Annotated in this window: 19 protein-coding genes; 15 read left to right on the forward strand and 4 right to left on the reverse strand. The window is 33.5% G+C overall.

Annotation, left to right across the window (positions count from 1 at the left end):
- Window positions 1-8 precede the first annotated feature (8 nt).
- The 10 genes from ATO12_RS18740 to ATO12_RS18785 all read left to right on the forward strand — a co-directional run bounded on the left by ATO12_RS18740 (window position 9) and on the right by ATO12_RS18785 (window position 12,046).
- Window positions 9-1,661, forward strand: coding sequence for a BatD family protein (locus ATO12_RS18740; protein WP_051575947.1), 1,653 nt, complete (start codon window positions 9-11; stop codon window positions 1,659-1,661).
- 2 nt (window positions 1,662-1,663) lie between these two features.
- Entirely contained in the window at window positions 1,664-2,668 is a 1,005-nt protein-coding gene (locus ATO12_RS18745) for a vWA domain-containing protein (RefSeq protein WP_034244902.1), read from the forward strand.
- Window positions 2,669-2,726: 58 nt separating this feature from the next.
- The gene (locus ATO12_RS18750) at window positions 2,727-3,761 is read left to right on the forward strand and encodes a vWA domain-containing protein (protein WP_034244914.1); all 1,035 of its coding nucleotides are present in this window, start codon (window positions 2,727-2,729) and stop codon (window positions 3,759-3,761) included.
- Between the two features lie 6 nt (window positions 3,762-3,767).
- Entirely contained in the window at window positions 3,768-4,655 is an 888-nt protein-coding gene (locus tag ATO12_RS18755; protein ID WP_034244916.1) for a tetratricopeptide repeat protein, read from the forward strand.
- A gap of 55 nt (window positions 4,656-4,710) precedes the next feature.
- The gene (locus ATO12_RS18760) at window positions 4,711-6,477 is read left to right on the forward strand and encodes a BatD family protein (protein ID WP_034244918.1); all 1,767 of its coding nucleotides are present in this window, start codon (window positions 4,711-4,713) and stop codon (window positions 6,475-6,477) included.
- A 3-nt stretch (window positions 6,478-6,480) separates the two neighbouring features.
- A complete protein-coding gene (locus tag ATO12_RS18765; RefSeq protein ID WP_034244920.1) occupies window positions 6,481-7,230 on the forward strand; it encodes a tetratricopeptide repeat protein in 750 nt (249 codons plus the stop codon).
- Window positions 7,231-7,310: 80 nt separating this feature from the next.
- Complete coding sequence (locus ATO12_RS18770) at window positions 7,311-7,640, forward strand: hypothetical protein (protein WP_034244921.1); 330 nt, start codon at window positions 7,311-7,313, stop codon at window positions 7,638-7,640.
- 123 nt (window positions 7,641-7,763) lie between these two features.
- Window positions 7,764-9,320, forward strand: coding sequence for a SulP family inorganic anion transporter (locus ATO12_RS18775; RefSeq protein ID WP_034244924.1), 1,557 nt, complete (start codon window positions 7,764-7,766; stop codon window positions 9,318-9,320).
- A gap of 105 nt (window positions 9,321-9,425) precedes the next feature.
- The gene (locus ATO12_RS18780; protein ID WP_034244925.1) at window positions 9,426-10,058 is read left to right on the forward strand and encodes a carbonic anhydrase family protein; all 633 of its coding nucleotides are present in this window, start codon (window positions 9,426-9,428) and stop codon (window positions 10,056-10,058) included.
- A 101-nt stretch (window positions 10,059-10,159) separates the two neighbouring features.
- Window positions 10,160-12,046 carry a SulP family inorganic anion transporter gene (locus ATO12_RS18785; RefSeq protein WP_034244927.1) on the forward strand — a complete coding sequence of 629 codons (1,887 nt, stop codon included), beginning with the start codon at window positions 10,160-10,162 and terminating at the stop codon, window positions 12,044-12,046.
- A gap of 53 nt (window positions 12,047-12,099) precedes the next feature.
- Here ATO12_RS18785 and ATO12_RS18790 read toward each other — a convergent pair whose 3' ends face one another.
- Window positions 12,100-12,606: a CvpA family protein gene (locus ATO12_RS18790; RefSeq protein WP_034244930.1), complete on the reverse strand. Its 507-nt coding sequence runs from the start codon at window positions 12,604-12,606 to the stop codon at window positions 12,100-12,102.
- A gap of 170 nt (window positions 12,607-12,776) precedes the next feature.
- Here ATO12_RS18790 and ATO12_RS18795 point away from each other — a divergent pair, with 170 nt between their 5' ends.
- Window positions 12,777-13,019, forward strand: coding sequence for a hypothetical protein (locus ATO12_RS18795; protein ID WP_034244932.1), 243 nt, complete (start codon window positions 12,777-12,779; stop codon window positions 13,017-13,019).
- An 8-nt stretch (window positions 13,020-13,027) separates the two neighbouring features.
- Window positions 13,028-13,303, forward strand: coding sequence for a hypothetical protein (locus ATO12_RS18800; RefSeq protein ID WP_034244935.1), 276 nt, complete (start codon window positions 13,028-13,030; stop codon window positions 13,301-13,303).
- Here the strand turns inward: ATO12_RS18800 and ATO12_RS18805 are convergent.
- The 3 genes from ATO12_RS18805 to ATO12_RS18815 form a co-directional block, all read right to left on the reverse strand.
- A complete protein-coding gene (locus tag ATO12_RS18805; protein ID WP_034244937.1) occupies window positions 13,300-15,867 on the reverse strand; it encodes a TonB-dependent receptor in 2,568 nt (855 codons plus the stop codon). The two genes, ATO12_RS18800 and ATO12_RS18805, sit on opposite strands and share 4 nt — an antisense overlap.
- A gap of 78 nt (window positions 15,868-15,945) precedes the next feature.
- The gene (locus ATO12_RS18810) at window positions 15,946-16,845 is read right to left on the reverse strand and encodes a FecR family protein (protein WP_034244939.1); all 900 of its coding nucleotides are present in this window, start codon (window positions 16,843-16,845) and stop codon (window positions 15,946-15,948) included.
- Between the two features lie 57 nt (window positions 16,846-16,902).
- Window positions 16,903-17,415, reverse strand: a complete 513-nt coding sequence (locus ATO12_RS18815) for an RNA polymerase sigma factor (protein ID WP_034244941.1) — start codon at window positions 17,413-17,415, stop codon at window positions 16,903-16,905.
- 74 nt (window positions 17,416-17,489) lie between these two features.
- On the opposite strand from ATO12_RS18815, the gene ATO12_RS18820 reads away from it, so the two are divergent.
- From ATO12_RS18820 to ATO12_RS18830, 3 genes are all read left to right on the forward strand, one after another.
- The gene (locus ATO12_RS18820; protein ID WP_034244943.1) at window positions 17,490-19,067 is read left to right on the forward strand and encodes a 7TM domain-containing protein; all 1,578 of its coding nucleotides are present in this window, start codon (window positions 17,490-17,492) and stop codon (window positions 19,065-19,067) included.
- Window positions 19,068-19,151: 84 nt separating this feature from the next.
- Complete coding sequence (locus ATO12_RS18825) at window positions 19,152-20,030, forward strand: sugar-transfer associated ATP-grasp domain-containing protein (protein WP_051575948.1); 879 nt, start codon at window positions 19,152-19,154, stop codon at window positions 20,028-20,030.
- 32 nt (window positions 20,031-20,062) lie between these two features.
- On the forward strand, window positions 20,063-21,196 hold the full coding sequence (locus ATO12_RS18830) for a hypothetical protein (RefSeq protein ID WP_034244945.1): 1,134 nt from the start codon (window positions 20,063-20,065) through the stop codon (window positions 21,194-21,196).
- Window positions 21,197-21,339: the final 143 nt, after the last annotated feature.

Below are 21,339 nucleotides of genomic sequence, written 5' to 3' on the forward strand. Positions count from 1 at the left end.
ATTTAAGAATGACGAATTACGAATTACGATTTGAAAAAAGAAGTATACAACCAGGAGCTTTTAGGCTTTTTACCTGGGCGATATTCTTTGTTTTTAGTGGATTTGGAGCTTTTGCGCAGGTTTCTGCAACAATCGACTCTACTACAATAGAAATAGGAGATGAGATTCGATATAAAATGCAAGTCGAAGCAGATTCTACCCAGATAGTTGTTTTTCCTGAAGGTCAAACATTTACTCCTTTAGAAGTAATTGAATCTCAAAAAATAGATACCTCTAGAAACGGAAAACGTTTTAATCTTACCAAAGAATATGCGTTAACTCAATTTGATTCTGGTCATTATACCATACCAAGGCAAAAAGTAGTGATTGGTGATAAGGTTTTTTTTACCGATTCTCTTAAAGTTGAGGTTAAAGATGTTTTGGTCGATACCACCAAACAAAAGATGTACGAGATCAAACCTCTGGTTGATGTAGATGCCAAATTTGCTTTTGATTGGAAGAAATGGCTCTTATGGATTGGGAGTTCATTACTTATATTAGGATTGATTGCTTTTTTTGTATTTAGAAGAAAAAAACGAAAAGCCAATAAAGAGAATGAGCTACCACCCTACGAGAGAGCAATACTGGCACTTCAGAAAATTGACGAATCTCATTTATTAGAAAAAGATTCACATAAAGAATACTATTCGCAACTAAGTGATACCGCTCGTAAATATATTGATGAAGAAGTGTATGATCATGCGATGGAGAGTACAACCGATGAGTTGATTATGAGACTTGATGAAGAGATTAGATCAGGAAATCTTAATTTGGATAAAACCACTATTGAAGAGCTTAAGAATGTGCTAAAAACTGCAGATATGGCCAAATTCGCCAAATCTAAACCCGATATCATAACAGCAAGAGCAGATCGTAATGTTATTGAGCAAGTGATTCATAAGACAAAAAGCGCAATACCAGAACCAACCGAAGAAGAATTGTTGGCAGATGAAGAGTATAGAAAAACTGTAGCCGAAAAAAAACGCAGGAAGAGAATTATTTTCGGAAGCCTTGCGGCCGTAGGGGTGATAGTTACTACATTACTCATCTTTATTTTAGTAAAGGGGTATGATGTTGTAAAAGATACACTACTGGGGCACCCTACAAAAGAGTTGGCAGAAACCGAATGGATTACAAGTGCATATGGTTCTCCTCCTGTTACTGTTGCTACTCCCAGGGTATTGATTCGTAATGCGTATCAAATGACAGAAGAACAAAAGCAAATTCTTAAAGGAAATGAAACTTTTGTATACGGAAGTCTGGCAGGAAATTTCTATGTAGTCGTAACCACAGTACAATATAAACAGCCTACCGAAATAGAATTAGATAAAGTAGTAGAAGGTGTTGTAGGAAAATTTGAATCTTTGGGAGCGAAGAATATTTCTGTAAAGGATGAAGAATATGAAACTTTAGGTGGAGCAAAAGGAGTTAAGGTATTTGGTGATCTGGAAATAGTGAACCCTGTAACCAAAAAGAAACAAAAAAACAGCTACTTAATGTTGAATTTTGCAGAAAATGGTGGATTTCAACAAATCACTTTGGTATATGATGTTGAAGATCGTTATGCGAAAGATGTTGCCGAGCGTATTATTAATTCTGTAGAACTTAGAAATACCAAATAACGATGTTTGAAAATTTTACATTTGAAAATCCACAGTTTTTTTGGTTGTTTTTACTACTTCCATTAGCTATAGGATGGTATATATGGAAACGAAATAAGCAGCAAGCTGCCTTAAAAATATCTAGTGTTAAAGGATTTAAAGTTTCAGGAAGTTGGCTTACCAAACTAAAGCCATTACTGTTTATTATGCGTCTAATAGCATTATCTTTAATTATTACTGCATTAGCCAGACCAAGAACAGTAGATGTATCTACCAAAACCAAGACTACCAAAGGTATCGATATTGTAATGTCTATAGATGTATCTGCCAGTATGTTGGCAAAAGACCTTAGGCCAAACAGATTAGAAGCATTAAAAGAAGTAGCTGCAGAATTTATTAAAGATAGACCTAATGACCGTATTGGATTGGTTGTATATGCAGGAGAAAGCTTTACCAAAACCCCAATTACAAGTGATAAATCAATTGTGCTGGGAAGTTTAAAAGATGTAAAATATGATAATGTCTTAGAGAATGGTACCGCTATAGGAATGGGACTAGCGACATCTGTAAATCGACTTAAAGATAGTAAAGCTAAGAGTAAAGTGATTATTTTACTTACAGACGGTTCTAACAATGCTGGCTTTATCGATCCTAAGATTGCTTCAGAACTAGCAGTAGAATATGGTATTAAAACCTATACAATTGGTATTGGTACAAACGGAATGGCTTTGGCTCCCGTTGCTATATTACCAAACGGATCTTTTCAATATGGTAGAGTACAGGTAGAAATCGATGAAGATTTATTAAAAGAAATAGCTAAAGTTACCGGGGGTAAATATTTTAGAGCAACAAATAACAAAAAATTACAACAGATTTATCAGGAAATTGATAAATTAGAAAGAACAGATATCGAAGAGTTTAAATTCTATAATTATGAAGAAAAATTTAGATCACTAGTGCTACTGGCGGGATTATTAATTTTTGTAGAATTTTTGTTTAGATATACAATATTTAGAAGTTTTATTTAAAAAAATATAAATCTCGAAGGTTTTGAAAACACATGAGATTTAATGAATAAGGTAGAAAATGTACATATTAGAAGAGAAAATATATTTCTGGTTGTTATTGGGTATTCCAGTACTAATTCTACTATTTTTGGGAGTATTAGTATGGCAAAAGACAGCTCAAAAGAAGTTTGCAGATGCAGCACTTCTTAAAAAATTGAGCCCTAATCGATCTATCTTTAAATCAGTATTAAAGATCATTGTAATTAGCTTAGCAATAGCCTGTCTTGTGATAGCTTTGGTTAATCCTAAGGTGGGTACAAAACTAGAAACCGTAAAACGAGAAGGAGTAGATGTCGTTTTTGCGATAGACGTATCTAAAAGTATGCTAGCCGAAGATATTGCGCCCAATAGATTAGAAAAATCAAAGCAATTGGTTACCCAGATTATCAATAACCTGGCAAGCGATCGTATTGGGATCATTGCATATGCAGGTAGTGCTTTTCCTCAATTGCCGATTACTACAGATTACGCTTCGGGAAAGATGTTTCTACAATCTATGAATACAGAAATGCTATCTTCTCAAGGAACCGCAATTTATGAAGCTATAGAATTGGCAAAAACATACTATAATGATGAAGAGCAAACCAATAGAGTTTTGTTTATTGTAAGTGATGGAGAAGATCATGAAGGTAATGTAAAAGCCATTGCCGAAGAAGCGTCCAAAGAAGGAATTAAAATCTTTACAATAGGTGTAGGATTAGAAAAAGGAGCACCCATTCCTATAAAACGAAATGGTATTGTACAAACGTATAAGAAAAATAGTCAGGGAGGTACTGTAATTACTAAATTAAACCCGACAACTTTACAGGAAATAGCCAATGAAGCAAATGGCACATACATTGATGGTAGAAATACAAGTGAAGTTGTAGAAGAAGTGACTACTGTACTGCAAAATATGGATAAAAAAGAATTTGAAGCCAAGCAGTTCGCAGATTTTAAAGATCAATTTCAGTGGTTTCTGTTTGCCGGATTGTTATTATTATTTTTAGATATTTTCTTATTAGAAAGAAAAACATCTTGGGTAAAAAAATTAAACCTGTTTAACGAACAATAGTGAGGTATGAAAAAGATTTTATGTGTTATATTATGTTTTCAGATAGGGATCATCTGTTCTCAGGAAGAGAATCGTGATCAAATTATTAACGAAGCAAATCAGTTTATAGCTACAGGTAATAAGGTTCTGATTAAAGATGGTAATTTCCCTAAGGCAGAAGGAGAATATAGAAAGGCAATAGCCAAAAACCCTGTAAACCCTACAGCAAAATACAATCTGGCTAATGCATATTATAATTCTGAAAAATATGATGAAGCTACACATCGTTATACAGAAGCAGCTAAGGTAGCTTCGGCTAAGTCAGAAAAACATAAGGCATTTCATAATCAGGGAAATACCTATATGGAGCAAAAAAAATATAAAGAAGCTGTTGAAGCTTATAAAAATGCGCTTAGAAATAATCCTAAAGATGATGAAACACGGTATAACCTGGCATTAGCTAAGAAAATGCTAGAGCAACAGCAACAGCAAAACGATCAGAATAAGGATAAAGATCAAAACAAAGATCAGAAAGAGGATAATAAAGATCAGAAAGAGGGAGACGATAAAGAAGATAAAAAGGGAGATGATGGAGATAAGGAAAAAGAAAAAGGAGAAGATCAAAAGGATAAAGAAGGAGATAAAGGAGAGGATAAAAAAGATGAGGGAGATAAAGAAAAGGATGACAAAGGTGAGCCTAAAGATGAGGAAAAGGATAAAGGAAAAGATCAAAAAGAACAGGAAGGCGAACCTAAAGATCAACAGCAGCAACAGCAACAGGTTCAGGGTAAATTATCACCAGAGCAAGTTAAAAGTTTACTCGAAGCTATGAATAATCAAGAAAAGAAAGTTCAGGATAAGATTAACGCCAAAAAAGCTCAGGGATCAAAAGTTAAAACAGATAAAGACTGGTAATTTGATAAAAGACATGTTAGGTTTTAAAAATCTAACGGTCTAAATAGCATAAAAAATGAAACTAAAACTAATTTTTCTAACACTTTTTCTGGCCACAATGCAGTTAGCATTGGCGCAGGTGAGGTTTGAGGCTAAAGTAAGCAAGAAAAAGTTAGGTGTAAATGAAAGATTACGAGTAGATTTTGAAATGAATAAGGATGGAGATAATTTTACTCCTCCTTCCTTTTCGGGGTTTACTGTTGTAGGTGGACCTAATCAATCTATTAGTAATTCATGGATTAATGGAAAACGATCATACGCCAAAACATTTAGTTATTTTCTTGAACCTACCCGTAGAGGACAATTTACTATAAAACAAGCAACTATAGAGATTGATGGGCAAACATATAAAACATTACCCATTAGAATTGAAGTTACAGGTGCGGTAGATAAACCCAAAGATGGTAATAATACAGATTTTGTTGCCAGTGAAAACCTTCATCTTATAGCAGAGGTTTCTAAATCAAACCCCTATTTGAACGAAGCAATAACAGTAGTTTATAAGCTCTATGTTAGTCCGAGAATTAGTGTAAGTAATTGGAGAGAGTTAGACAGTCCAAAATATAGCGATTTTTGGAGTCAGGCGATCGATATGAAACAGCTCAAAATTGAAAATGGAGAATATAAAGGAGAACCATATCGTTATGTAGTGCTTCGTAAGACAGTACTATATCCACAAAAGACAGGTAAATTAAACATAGAACCGCTTACCTTAACCGTCTCTGTAGATGTTCCCACAAAAAGAAGAGATATTTTTGGTGGCAGACTATATACAACAGTTAATAAGACTGTAGCCGCAGGTAATAGAGTAATAGAAGCAAAACCTTTACCAATACAAGGAAAACCAGATGATTTTTCGGGGGCAGTAGGAGATTTTGATTTTAAAGTAACTACTAATAAAACAGAGCTGGATGCTACAGAATCCCTCGATGCTAAGGTTTTGGTTACAGGTAATGGCAATTTAAAGCTATTCGATTTACCAAAGCTTAATGTGCCAAACGGTTTAGAACAATACGAACCGCAGCATAATGAAAGAGTGCGAACGAACCTAACAGGTATGGGAGGTAGCATATCTGATACCTATACTTTAGTACCACAATATAAAGGTAAATATCCTATACCATCAATCTCGTTTTCTTATTTTGATTTAAAAACTGAAACCTATAAGAGAATTACATCGGATGAGATTGTAATTAATGTAAAAAATGGCCCTGATGGCGGTGATACTGTAGTGACATCAGAATCAGGAGGAACAAATAAAAAACTGGTCACCCAAGCAGGAAATCAATTTAGATTCTTAAAACTAAATGCTGGGCTTCAGGCTATTCAAAAAGAACACTTTTTTAAGTCTACTGCATATTGGTTATCATTAACTGCACCGTTATTAGCAATTCCTCTATTCCTTTTCTTTGGTAAAAAAAGGAAAGAACGATTAAGTGATATAAGTGGGAACAGGGTTCGCAAAGCAGATAAACTTGCTCGTAAATATCTTTCTGAAGCTAAAAAAAATCTAGGAAACCAAAAGGAATTCTACATTGCTATGGAACGAGCATTACATAATTACTTAAAGGCAAAACTACATATCCAAACCAGTGATATGAGTAAAGAACGTATCCAAAGACTATTAAAAGAGCGCGATGTTGAAGATGCGATATCTATAGAATTTATTGCATTGTTAGAGAGTTGTGAGTTTGCAAGATACACTCCATCTTCTACTTCGGCAATGCAGCAAGATTATGATAAAGCCTCTAGAGTAATTGCCTCAATAGATAAACAACTATAGTGTATGAAAAGAATAGTTGAAGCACTTATTTTTTTAAGTATAGCATTAGGTTTTTCTCAGAATCAGGAAGCATTTCAGAGAGGAAACTCATTATATAATCAAGAAAAGTATCAGGAAGCTATAGATGCATATAAATCGATTTTAGATGCAGGTCAGGAATCAGCTTCATTATACTATAATCTAGGTAATGCAAACTATAAATTAAGTAACATTGGCCCTAGTATTTTTTATTACGAAAAAGCGTTAGCATTATCGCCTAATGATGAAGATATCAAAAACAACCTGGCTTTTGCCCAGAAAGCTACCATAGATGCAATAGATGTAATCCCAGAAGGTTTTATTTCGAGAACATTTAAGAAATTTACTAATATGATGGATTTTGATAGTTGGGCATGGTTCTCGGTGATCTGTATTATTGTATTTGTTACCTTGTTTATTTTGTATAATACAGCACATAGCTCTGCAAAAAAGAGAATATTCTTTGTAGGGTCATGGGCGATATTAATTTTTGGATTATTTGGAGTATTCTTTGCTTTCTCGCAATATAATTATCTAAAGAACAATCAGTTTGCAATCATTTTTGCCCAGGAAACAACCATAAAAAGCGAACCAAATCTTAGAAGCGAAGAAGTTTTCGAACTTCATGAAGGAACCAAAGTACAGGTGACAGAAACTGTAAATGATTGGAAAAAAATTAAACTTGCTGATGGTAAAATTGGCTGGATTCCTAAAACCGATTTAAGAGAGCTATAATGGGTTGATAAAATTTGCAATACATTTAACAACATTTGAAAGCAATACTGTTATTTTTGCTTACTAAAAATTACCCTATAGTGATTATCAAACTTCAAATAGCAAAATTTCTAATTCTTTTTGGCTTTATTATAAGTATAGCCAATTATGGTATAGAGTTATTTGAAATGTATAATGAAGAAAATACTTCAATAGTTTTGGGTTTAGATGACTCTGAAGAAAAATCAGAATCCAAAGAAAATGATAACTCAGAAAAAGAAGATAATAAAGAAAAAGATAAGATCTATCAAGAAAATATCGTAAACCAAGCAAGGTTGACCGAGTTATATATTAGTTCGTATTCTTATTTTTATGCACATAATACTTCGGTTTATCTAGAACAGAAAACCCCTCCTCCAGAAATTTCATAAGGTATATATCGACACCAATTTCGAATACTGATGCTTTACATGAGTAAAGGATCTGTACATTCTTTTGGTAATTTTTTTATTACACTAACATTTATGTTAAATACAAATTGAATTATTATTGCTATGAGTTTTTTTAAAACATTAAAAAATGATTTACCGGCTAGTATTGTCGTATTTTTTGTGGCATTACCGTTATGTTTAGGTATTGCCTTAGCCAGTGGTGCTCCCTTGTTCTCTGGATTGATTGCAGGAATCATTGGGGGTATTGTGGTAGGAGCCTTAAGTGGTTCTCAAATTGGAGTAAGTGGACCAGCTGCAGGACTGGCCGCTATTGTATTGACCTCGATCGGGTCGTTAGGAGGTTTCGAAAATTTTCTAGTTGCCGTTGTTCTTGGAGGAGTTATTCAAATAGTATTGGGATTATTAAAAGCAGGAATAATAGGATATTATTTTCCTTCTTCTGTAATTAAAGGAATGCTCACGGGTATAGGAATTATCATTATCCTAAAACAAATCCCATATTTCTTTGGATATATTCCAGGAAAAGGAGAAGGTACTTTTGAGCAGATTTTTAATTCTTTTACAGATTTAAGTTTAGGAAGTACTCTCATTGCTTTGATAGGTTTGGGAATACTAATTCTCTGGAGTAATGTACTTACTAAAAAAGCAAGAATATTTCAGTTAATACAAGGACCCTTAGTGGCCGTTGTTGTAGGAATTATATTTTTTATAGTACTGGGTTCCTCAGGAACTTTCGAGATTAACCCTAAAAGTTTGGTAAATGTGCCAATCCCATCAGATATATCTAGTTTCTTTGGGCAATTTAGTTTTCCTAATTTCGAAGTAATTACGCGAGGAGACGTATGGTTAGTTGCTTTTACTATTGCTCTGGTAGCAAGTTTAGAAACGTTACTTTGTGTAGAAGCTACAGATAAAATTGATCCAGAAAAAAGAGTTACTCCAACAAATCGAGAGTTATTGGCACAAGGAACAGGAAATATCATTTCGGGACTTATAGGTGGATTACCTATTACACAAGTAATTGTTCGTAGTTCTGCGAATATTCAATCTGGAGGTAAATCAAAACTTTCTGCAATTGTTCACGGATTCTTTTTGTTAATTTCGGTAATCGCTATTCCAAAATTACTTAACCTTATTCCTCTTTCTGTATTGGCAGCGGTATTATTAATTGTAGGATATAAACTGGCTAAACCTTCTACTTTTGTCGCTATGTGGAAATCTGGTTGGAAACAACTTGTGCCTTTTGTAGTAACTATTTTAGGTATAGTCTTTATCGATTTGCTATGGGGGATCGGATTAGGATTGATGGTAGGAGTTGTGGTAATTTTGTTTAAGAGCTATCAAAATTCACATTTCTTACATATAGAAGATGAAAGTAATGGGAGGCATAGAATAAAAATGACACTAGCCGAAGAGGTAACATTTTTCAATAAAGGAGCTATCTTAAAAGAGCTTGATAGTTTGCCAGAAGATACTTATCTTACCTTGGATGTTAGAAAAACACGTTTTCTGGATTATGATATCGTAGAGATTCTTGAAGATTTTTCTGAAAAAGCAAGAAACAAAAATATTGATATTAATTTGATTTCAGAAAGAGGTGTTGTCGAAAATCCAGAGAGTTACATTAAGTTTTTTAAGCTTAGATCAAAAACTGCATAGTTTTTTAAACAAAGAAATGACCCGTTTATATAAACAGGTTAAAATTGACTAAAATATGAGATGGTAAATTTCATCACACAATAATAAATAATAAAAATATAATACATGAAAGCACATACTAAAGAAACACAGGCCGCAATTACTCCGCAAACTGCACTACAGATGCTTAAAGAAGGAAATCAGAGATTTCAGCATAAGCGTATGGCAGATAGAAATCTTTTGGATCAGGTAAGTGATACTAAAGGAGGACAATATCCTTTTGCTACGATCCTTAGTTGTATAGATTCAAGAGTTTCTTCAGAATTGATTTTTGATCAGGGAATTGGGGATATTTTCAGCGCTCGTGTAGCTGGTAATTTTGTTAATGAAGATATTTTGGGGAGTATGGAGTTCGCCTGTAAGCTTGCAGGAACGAAGCTAGTTGTGGTATTAGGACATACCGCATGTGGAGCTGTAAAGGGAGCATGTGATGATGCCAAACTAGGAAATCTTACTGCTTTATTAAGTAAGATTAAACCTGCAGTTGCTGCAGTTGCAGAACCATCTGCTGCTGAGGAAAGAACTTCTAAAAATATTGATTTTGTAAATGAAGTAGCTGTAAAAAATGTAGAGATGACCATCAATAATATAAGAAGCCAAAGTGAAGTACTTCGTGAGATGGAAGCCAATGATGAAATTAAGATTATTGGTGGTATGTACGATATTAGTGATGGAAGTGTCAAGTTTTTTGAAGGATAGGACTCCTAAAATTTTATTAAAAAAGTACCGGTGCTACTAAGTGTCGGTATTTTTTTAGTATTTTTTAGAAAGTTTTAACAAAAACCAGAATATATAGATAAATGAAAGGATTTTTCAGTAATTTGAAGGGAGATGCCTTTGGAGGGTTAACTGCAGGTATCGTTGCATTACCGCTGGCTTTGGCCTTTGGTGTGTCATCGGGATTAGGACCTACAGCTGGATTATATGGCGCTATTTTTATTAGTTTTTTTGCAGCTTTTTTTGGCGGCACAAGCACGCAAATCTCTGGCCCTACAGCTCCTATGACTGCTGTAAGTATGGTGGTAATTGCTGGAATTATTGCTGCCAATGATGGTAGTGTTGAAAAAGCCCTTCCGGCAATCTTAACAGTTTTTTTATTAAGTGGATTAATGCAAATTGGATTAGGAGCTATTGGTTTAGGAAAATATATTCGATATATCCCATATCCAGTAGTATCAGGTTTTATGACAGCGATTGGGGTCATCATTCTGCTTACCCAGATATTACCATCATTTGGATATTATCCTAAGGAAGATGTAGAGTTTGTAACTCAATTTAAACCACAAGCAGAAGAAGTAATCCTTGAGAACATTCTAAAAGAAGAAGCTGCAGAAGATATTTTGGTACTCGAAGATTTTAAGGAAACTATTTCTAGAGCAGAAAAAATTACTCAAGATGATATCCTTAAAGAATCCCAAACCCTGGCAGCAAAAGAAGCTTCAGGAGCTTTAGGAGCTATTAAAGTCCTTCCAAGAGTTATGAGAAATATCAACTGGTTAGAGTTATTATTGGCCATTGGTACTATTATTATTATCTATGGTTTTAAGCGTATTACCAAGGCTATACCAAGCACTCTGGTCTCATTGGTAGTGATGTCTGGTATTGCTTATGGTTTTGGGTTAGACTATAGACCTATAGAAGAAATCCCAAGCGGATTACCTATTCCTAAATGGGAGATATTTACAGGGTTTAATCTTTCGAGCATTACCCCTTATATTTTTACGGCACTTACTTTGGCACTATTAGGAGCGATAGATTCGTTATTAACCAGTGTAGTGGCAGATAATATGACTAAAACCAAACATAAACCTAATAAAGAATTAGTAGGGCAAGGAATAGGAAACAGTATCGCAGCATTGTTTGGGGGTATTCCTGGTGCTGGTGCTACTATCAGAACAGTGGTAAATATTAATTCTGGTGGTAAAACTAAATTGTCAGGAATGATTGCCGGATTGGTATTGTTTATTGTTATGATGGGACTTGCTCCGGTAGCTTCAAAAATACCAGCTGCAGTACTTGCAGGAATATTGATTACTGTGGGGATTGGTGTAATGGATTATAAGGGCTTAAAAGCAATACCAAGCTTACCAAGAGATATCAAGGTAGGGCCTATTAAGTTAAGTTCTGAAGTTTTGGTGATGTTAATTGTGTTGGTATTGTCTACCTTCTGGAATCTGGTTTACGCTGTTGGAATCGGATTAGTGATCGCATCACTTATGTTTATGAAAAAAATCGGGGATCTTACCGCAGAGCGTTCTGATGTAAAGTCACTTAAAGAAGAAGCATGGAAAGATGAAAAAGGGTTTCCTGTTAAATTAAAAGAAGAAGTATTTATCAAACATCTTAAAGGCCCTTTATTCTTTGGTTCTACGAGTGATTTTCAGCAATTGGCCGCTCAGATTCCAGACACCTCTTCTGTGGTGATTATGCGTTTAGATCGTATGCAATATATGGATCAATCTGGTCTATATGCAATGGAAGAAATGATTATGGATTTACAGCAAAAGGACATTAAAGTTCTTTTTGTAGGATTACTAAATCAACCAAGGTATATGATGGAACGAATTGATATCATTCCAGATTTGGTTCCTTCTACATACATATTCGAAGATTTTGATTCCTGTATCGCCTATTTAGGAAATATAGTAGAAGATACAGTATCGAGTATTTCATTTGATGAAGATTAAAAACATTAAGACATAAACAAGAAGATCCAGCTTTTTTGGATCTTTTTGTTTTATTAAACCTCTTGTTCTTTCTTGTCAACATTTTTCAGGATATCAGGCAATATCATTGGTGCCAATTTCCGAACAGGAGTGTATAGTACAGAAGAATTAAGTGTTTCTTCTTTGATGATCGTAATATTTCTATTTAAGGCATCGACAAAAATAATAATGACACTAGCTATAAATGCCATTTTTAACACTCCAAAAGCACCTCCCAGAAGTTTATTTAAAATACCAAGTGCAGCGTAATCTGCTATCTTAGTAAGAATTTTACCAGCTAAAGAGACAAGAATAACCACTACAATAAAAGTTATCGCAAAAGCTACTAATTTCATAGCTCCTTCTTGCCAATTTACATATTGTTGAAGATATTCCCCCACAATGTGAGAGAAGTGAACAGCAATATAGATACCTACTATAAGAGCAACAAGAGAAGCCAACGAGGAAAACAACCCTTTACTAAATCCTTTTATTAATCCCCATAACAAAAGAATTCCTAAAATAATATCGATGTAATTCATTAATAAATACTTATTGAATCTCAAATATAATTCTTTCTGTGTATAAGTACACATTCAATTTTGTTTTGTAAGGTGCACTTATACCAGAATTTATTTTGATAAATGACATTCATAAAAAGATGAAGTTTTAGATTTTTTATATATTTAGCATATTATATATACTATATACAATGAGAAAAATAATAGATATTGATGAGGAAATAATTCCTAAACTTAAGATTATAGCTGCGATAGAAGGATCTAGTGTGAAAAAAATTATGGAAAAAGCCATCACCCATTATATAGAACAAAAACAAAAAGAACAGATGGATTCACTGTCTTTGGATCAAAAAGAGGACTTGGGGTTATTGCTTTTAATGCAACAGGCAAATGCACAGTCTATAGTAAATGAAGAAGAACTATTTAATTCCTAGTAGATAATATGGTACTAAAAACCGCTTTGCAATTTGCTAAAGATTTTAAAAGCATTAAAGATGTTTCGTTACGGCATAAGGTGAAACATGTTCTAGAATCATTAAAAACGGCCAAAAGTGTAAATGATGTACCTCATTTCAAAAAAATAAACGGTAATGATAAGGCATATAAGATGGGTATAGGGTTTTACTATTTGGTGGGAATCATAACATCAGAACAGGAAATAACATTGATGCGATTATTACATCGGGATCAGGTTCTGCAAGTCATTAAAAACACTTAAAAATAGATTCTTAAAACTACATTGGGAGTAATTCCTAAAGATTCTTGCTGTAATCTATCCAATTCTATTTCTCCAGTAGTTGCATTATCATCTACCCTATAACTTATAGAGATAGGCACTTGTCTGTTATATATATTTTGTATTGAAGCTCCTATTTGCCCTCTCCAGTTACTAGTTTTGTTAAAATCAAATCGATAAATGGCAGACAGATCTAACCTGTGATATTCTGGTAAACGCTTTGCATTGGCAGCTCCATATACTATCTCATCGTTTACAAGATCAGCATCGGTAAAAGGAGCTCCAGATCGCCATAACCAACCCAAAGAAAATTCCCAATCATTGATTTCGTATGTATTAGAAATTCTAAAGTTATGAGTGATATCGTTATTCCCAGGAAAAGAAGCTTCCTGTATTTCAGAAAAAGTATATTTGATATCGTTAAAAGTATATCCTACCCAGGTTCGAAAGTTTTCGAATTTCTTTTTTAGTAATAGATCGATTCCATAAATTGTACTTTTTCCTGTAGATAAATCACTATTAATAGTATTAAATCCATTGGTAACTGATGTTAAACCATTAATATTTTTATAATAACCATCAACCTCAAAATTCCAACCTTTTTTAGAGAATAATAACCCTGTAGAGAACTGAGTACTTTTTAAGACAGGAACTTCTTGATTGGCATGTATCCATAAATTATTTTCCAGACGAAGTTGGGTGTCTTCAAACTCGATTAATTGACTTATTGGTTGATACCTAAGTTCTCCTGTTGCTTTTATTCTTATAAGATTAGTAATAGGATACTCAATATTTACTCTGGGCTCAATATACAATTGATCGACTATCGAATAATGAGAAGTTCTTATTCCAAGATTGATAAAACTCTTGTTTTTTGGTAGAAACTTATAGTTTGCATATATGGTATTTGCATTATTTTTTACGCTGCCGGACTCATTTATTGGTGTTTCAAATTCAGCTTCTCTTGTGATCGCATAAAATACCTTGCTATTAGAAAACTGATAACCCAACATGAGTGAATTTTTGGTGTTAAGGTCATAGGTGATATTAAAATCTAATCCAACGTCTTCTACAGTATTCTTTCTAACCGATTGTCTTTCTATTTGTAACTCTTGTCTTTCGGTATACAGGTAATCAGAATCATACTTAGAATAATATGCTTTTAAACTATGATGAAAATGCTCTAGTTTGGTTCCTTCCCAGGAAAGACTAGCTCCTTTATTTTGAATTTCAAGATCATCTGTAATTAGATCCTCTTCATCGTTAATTTCGAATGCAAGATCATTGTTGGTATAGATGGTACTTGCCAAAATTTTATCATTTTCTGAAGCATCAATAATGAGTTTGGCACTGGCATCATAAAAGAAAAAATTATTTTCGGCAATTACTTCTTCGCGTTCTTCTTCATCGTTATCATCTTCTTCACCTGTTACGGGAGTTTGATTAGGATTTTCGACTATTTTTGTATTCTGAAATACTTTTTCAGAAAGCGCATTATAGGTTGGTGTTTCAAAAACATCGGTATAAGATCGTCTACCAGAAAGTATTAAACCTACAGGTTTTGACACAGGAACTTTCATAAAAATATCGGCATGAGTGCCATTGACTCCTGCACCACCATTAAATTTTTTTGGCACTTTTTTATCACTAGAAATATCAATAACACCCGATACTCTATCGCCATATTTTGGATCTGCACCTCCTTTAAAGATTTTGGCACTATTAACTACATTAGGGTTAAAAGCAGAAAACATTCCGAAGAAATGACCGGTATTATACATTTTTATATCATCCCAAAGAACCAGGTTCTGATCTGGAGATCCACCTCGAATTTGTATTCCTGTCGCAGTTTCGTCAGGACTGTTTATTCCCGGGATAAGTTGGATACTTTGAAAAATATCAGGTTCACTTTGACCAGGAAGAATACCAAGTTCTTCATTCGAAATTCCAAGTGAGCCGTCAATGTTTTTGTCAATTCCGGTAGTGATGTATTCTACAATAAGTACTTCTGCCAAAGAGGTACTTTCGATAAAAAGAGGAATTCTGGGACAACTTGAAGCTTTAAAAGAAGAAGCTTTCATCACTTTGTCTTTATAGCCAACATATTGTATGGTGATCGATGCGTTCTGGTCGATAGTTCCTAATTGAAAAAAACCATCATCATTAGCAATTGTACCTGTTTTTGTACTTTCAATACTTATAGAGGCATAGGAGAGAGGTTCGTTGGTAGTTTCGTCGAAGAGATATCCACAAACTTCAACTTTATTGTTGGGAGAACTAACAATCACCTGTCTGTCTGATATTTTTTTAAAATTAAGATGAGTTAATGTTTTTAAAGTAGTCAAAATCTCGTCTAGTGGAGTATTGTTAATTGCCAATGTAATGATCTTGTTTTTTACAGTTTCATCACTGAATGAAAAAATGAGATCATACGATTCTGATAACTCATTAAGTACCTGTTGTAAAGGTGTTTCGTTGTAGTTTTTAGTGATTTGTGCTTGTAGAGAACATGTGCAAAAAAATAAGAGTAGCAGAGTTTTTTTCATTGTATAGTTGGGTTTTAGAGAATTCTAAAACGTTAAGATTCTTAAATAATTAATGTGCGAATTGATTGATTTCTGAAACTAAGGTACCGATAACAAAACAGTAGTTCCGTTAACTACATATTCTATTCCCATAGGAACCAGTACCGATTCTAAAGCAATATTTAGATCATTATAATTAAACCCACCTGTAAACAACTGATTCTGGTTAATTTTATCACGTCTAAAAGTAATATCATATTGCCTCTCTAATTCATCCAATACATGTATTAATGGAACACTATTAAAAATACTCTCTCCTTTTTTCCACAAGGGTTCCTGATCTGTTACGGTTTCGTCTATAAGTTTTTTGTCTTTTAACGAAACACCATTTCCTTTTTGTAATATTTTTTGTTGGTTATCTTGTGTTGATACCCGAACTTTTCCTTCATAGCAAGCTACACTAAATTCGGTAGCTCTACTTTTTACATTAAATTGAGTTCCTAAGACTTCGATTTTCCCTAATTTGGTGGCTACTGTAAAATTAGAACCAGAAGTTACTTTAAAATATGCTTCTCCGTCTAAGGTGATTTTTCGATTTTGTGACCAGAAAAAGCGTCGATGAGTAAGTGTTGATGCGGCATTAAGATCGACAGAGCTTCCATCGGGTAAAACAACAGCCAATTGTTGCCCGGGATCTGCTGTATAACTTACCGTATTAAAGAAAAGTCCAATAATTAATACTATAGAAGCTGCTGCTGTAAGAGTATATATGATTGGCTTTAGGTTAATCACCTTTGCTTTGGGCCGATAAATTTTTCCTAAAGTTGTGGCTAATGATGGTTGTAGGTCAAAAGAGGGGGCTTTAAAATACGTTAGTCCCTCTACGATTTTTTTATAATCATCGTATTCAGGAAGCTTTTTTAACTCTTCCAGTTCTTCGGGGCTAAGGTCATTATTCAACCATTTTGCCAGATATGTATTTTCCTTTTCGTCGAGCATAATTTCTACCTTGTATCAGGAGAATAACAGCTAAGGTGTAAAATACCCTACCGTTCTTTATATATTTTTAACCAATTTTCTTAATTGCTTTAGTGCATTATGCATTCTTTTTTCTACAGCTTTTACCGAAATATCTAGCATTTCGGCAATTTCATTATATGTTTTTTTATCAATTCTATTGAGTAGAAAAACCTCTCTTTGGCCATCAGAAAGTTCAGAAATTGCATTCTGAAGCTTATCCATAAACTCTTTTTCTTCCATCACATAATCTGGGGACTCAATATTTTTAGTGCTACGAGGTATTTTTGCATATTCTAATCTTACCTTCTTATGAGCAACTTGATTTAGGAATAAATTATTGGCAACGGTACACAAAAAGCCTTTTGTTCTCTCATAGATTACTTTTTTGCAGTTATCCCAAAGTTTTATAAATGCCTCTTGCATTACATCTTCTGCTTGATCCTTATCGCCGCACTTGTAGTAAATGAAATTTCTTATATCCTCAGCATGTGTCTCGAATAGCTTGGTGAATACAGGTTGTTCACAAACAGATTTTGAGGATTGGGTCATAAAAAAAGATTTTTTTTCGATTCGAGGTAGGGTGAAACTGTTCCTACCTGTTATTAATCCAAAAATAGCTGATTATGAATTCGAAAACAAATCTTAAAATCGCATTAACTATAATTTCAATAATTGCCATAATCGCAATAGGACTCAAAATAAAACCAATTCTCAATAATTATGACAATTTTAATCCCGAAAAAGTTTATAAGGTTAACTACAGGTTCTTTTTTAAATCTGGAGATAAAAGCACTTCATTAAAAACATATATCCCTAGTAGTAATTCGAGACAAAGAATTTCTAAAGAAAATATCAAAAATGACAGTACACTGTCTTTTATCAAGAAAGAAGAAGTTGGAGAGAATATAAGAGCAATTTGGAATACCGCAGAGAGAAATACGTATCATGCTGTAGATTATGAATTTGTTTTCGAAGGAAAAGATAGAAGTTTTAGAATTCCAAAAGTCTTTAATGTTGCATCAGGCAAGTATCGAAAATATCTTAAGCCTACAGAAAATATCCAATCTGATAATGAAATTATCAATGAATTAGCAACTCGACTCGGGCAAAACACTAAAAATGACAGAGAAGTAATCAAAAATATTTTTGAGTATGTATATGCTATTCCTTCGGCACCAATCATTACGCTTACAGATGCAGTAACTACAATCGAACAGAATAGAGCCTCTTGCAATGGAAAAAGCAGATTATTTGTAGCATTAAGTAGAAACTTAGGATATCCAGCAAGAATAAAAGGTGGGATTATTGTAGAAAATACAGATAAAAGAACATCGCATGCCTGGGTAGAAGTATTGATTAATGAAACATGGGTCCCTTTTGATGCATTAAATAATCATTTTGGGTTTTTACCAGCCAATTACTTAGAGCTTTATCGAGGAGATAAGTCTTTGATTACTCACACTGCGGGCATTCAGTTTGATTATACCTATAAGATGGAACAGGTACATCATATTTCTTTCTTAAAAATGAATTCTGAAGAAATTCATAATCTACCGGGTTTTTCTCTTTGGCATTTGATCGATAAAAATGTAATACCAACAGGAGCCTTACATCTTTTATTATTACTGCCTATTGGTGGATTTTTGGTTGCTTTTTTAAGAAATATTGTTGGATTAAAAACTTTTGGAGTATTTCTGCCTGTATTGATAGCCTTTTCTTTATTGCATACAGGTTTTATCTCAGGAATTGTAATTTTTGTAGGACTTATTATGTTTATTGGATTAATATCTTATCCTTTTGATAAACTAGGGTTGTTATACACTCCAAAAGTAGTGATTTCACTTACCACAATGGTATCTGTGATCCTTTTAGCAACACATTTTGGAGTTAAAAATAATATAGAATGGCTTACCAAATTAACATTCTTCCCTATTATTATTCTTACCATTTCAGCCGAACGCTTCTCACGTTCTACTCTTGAAGACGGATACATAAAAGCTATAGATAAATTGTTTCAAACATTAATAGCTACATCAATTTCGTATCTCATACTATCATGGTCATGGTTGCCATCTATACTGGTTTTATTTCCTGAGGTGGCTCTTTTAATAATAGCATTGTCCACATTGTTAGGGAGATATATTGGGATACGATGGGTAGAATTATTTAGGTTCAAGCCTCTTTTGAAAGCAGAAAAATAAAAAACTGTCTTTTTTGGGTAGGGTATATAAATACTCACCTGTTTCTATAGCAAACAGAAAAGATAATACTAAAAAAATATACATATGTTCTCAATAATTTTCAATAAGAAGTCAACTATTGCATCTGGTGTAATTGGTTTGAATGAAAGAAACATAAAACTCATTTATCCCAATAATCCGAAGAAACATTATCCCTTAGCCGATGATAAGGTGCTTACCAAAGAAATATTACACCAATACCATATCCCTTGTGCAGAAACCTATGCAGTAATCGAATATAATAGTGATATTAAAGAAGCATGGGAATCCTGTAAACACTATCCCTCTGTAGCAATAAAACCAGCAAATGGTTGTGGAGGTGGTGGAATTAAAATTCTTAAAAAGAATAAGAAAGGTAATTGGATATGCAACGGTAAAATGATTACCGATCGAGAAGTATTTCAGCATATGGCATCTATTATTATGGGGTTCTTCTCGTTGGGCTCTCATGACAGGGTTCTTATCGAAGAATGTATAGAACCACATCCATTTTTTCATGAGATATATCCGCAGGGAGTACCCGACTTTAGAATTATAACGCTTAATAAGATCCCATTAATGGGAATGTTAAGAATGCCTACAGATAGATCTGATGGTAAAGCTAATCTTCATCAAAATGGAGTAGGTATAGGTATCGATATGAAAGAAGGAAGATTATTAGAAGTATATGATGGCAAAGAATATAGCAATCATCACCCAGATAGTACATTTTTGGTTAATGGTACCCCCATACCATACTGGAAAGAGATTTTGGAAATATCTGTAGCAACAGCTAAGGCATTTCCACTAAACTATCTGGGGATTGATATTGTGATTGATAAAAATAAGGGGCCGCAAATTATGGAAATCAATGTTCGACCTGGCCTTGGGATTCAGTTAGTAAATAAAACCGGGTTAAAAGAAGTAATAAAACAAGCTATTTAAATAACACATTAAACAAAAGAAGAAAAATTGTAATGGAAAAAAGAAATATAATACGTACTACATTCATCTTATTTATATACACTATAGGTTTTTCGCAGAGTAAAAACACTTTTGATATCGAAACGCAGGGAGGATATGAATATAACTATTTTAAAAGCCCTAAAGAAGTAAGAGTGAACGATAGTGTACTTACAAAAGAGGATTTGATATCAAGCAGTATGTATCAGGATGTCTCAATTAATTATAAGTACCGATATAAATGGGAAAAAAATCGAGTGAGGTTGTTTTTAAATCCTTTTTCAAGAATATTCTATGAAAATTTTGATGACAGTTATTGGAGCTTGGAAGCAAGAGCAAAATATGATCACAGATTTACTAAAAAAACTACTTTTTTGGCCGAAGTTAGATTTAGGCGAATGAATAGAGAAGGTTTGGGTGGAGATCAGGATGTATTGATTAATCCATTAGGATACACAAACTATGGAGCTACTGCAGGAATAAAAGTCATACCCTTTAATGCTAATGAGATGACATTAGAAGGGTTTTATAACTTCAAAAATTTTGACGCTTTTGGAGTAAGAGATCTACAATTTGACGAGTTTGGAGTTCAATTCTCTAGTGTGCAATCCTTTACAGTAAATCGATTAGAACACAAACTAGGAGTGAATACATATTTCAAAAAAAGAAAGTATGATACTTTTAATGCGAGCGAAATTGATACCGATGGCGAAAGAGATTGGGACTACATAAAAGGAGGTTTGTTTTATGAATTACCGTTTAGCGAAAAATTTAAAATAAAGCCCAATTTTGTGTATTACGCAAGGATTGATAATTCTACCGGGCGTTCTGGATTTAATCAGTTTGGTCCGGGAATTAATATGAGGTATAAAAATAAAACAACCAAAGTGCGAACCTCTCTATCTTTTATTACCAGAAAATACAAAGAAATTGAAGCCAGAAATACCGAAATGGCGATAGGAGAAAATCTTAAATATCAATATGCGAATTTTCATCTTAATGCTTCACATCAAATAGGAAACGGGTTTTCATTAACTGCAACATTATATTCTAGGGTGAGAAGTACAAATTATACAGATATAGACGCCCGTTCTTTCAGAAATTATAGAAATCAATATGCAGGAATAGGCGTTCTATGGGAATTATAACATTATTCCCCTTTATTTATTGTTAGTTTTTTTGGTTAAGCGTTACTTTTGTAGCGCTTAACTTTTTAATAAGATCTAGCTGGTAAAATTAGGATAGGCAATATTTGATTATTAGCCTAACATACCTAGTTAAAAGTGAACTC

Origin of the sequence: Aquimarina atlantica, assembly GCF_000626715.1 — a bacterium.
In the GTDB taxonomy this organism is placed as follows: Bacteria; Bacteroidota; Bacteroidia; order Flavobacteriales; family Flavobacteriaceae; genus Aquimarina; species Aquimarina atlantica.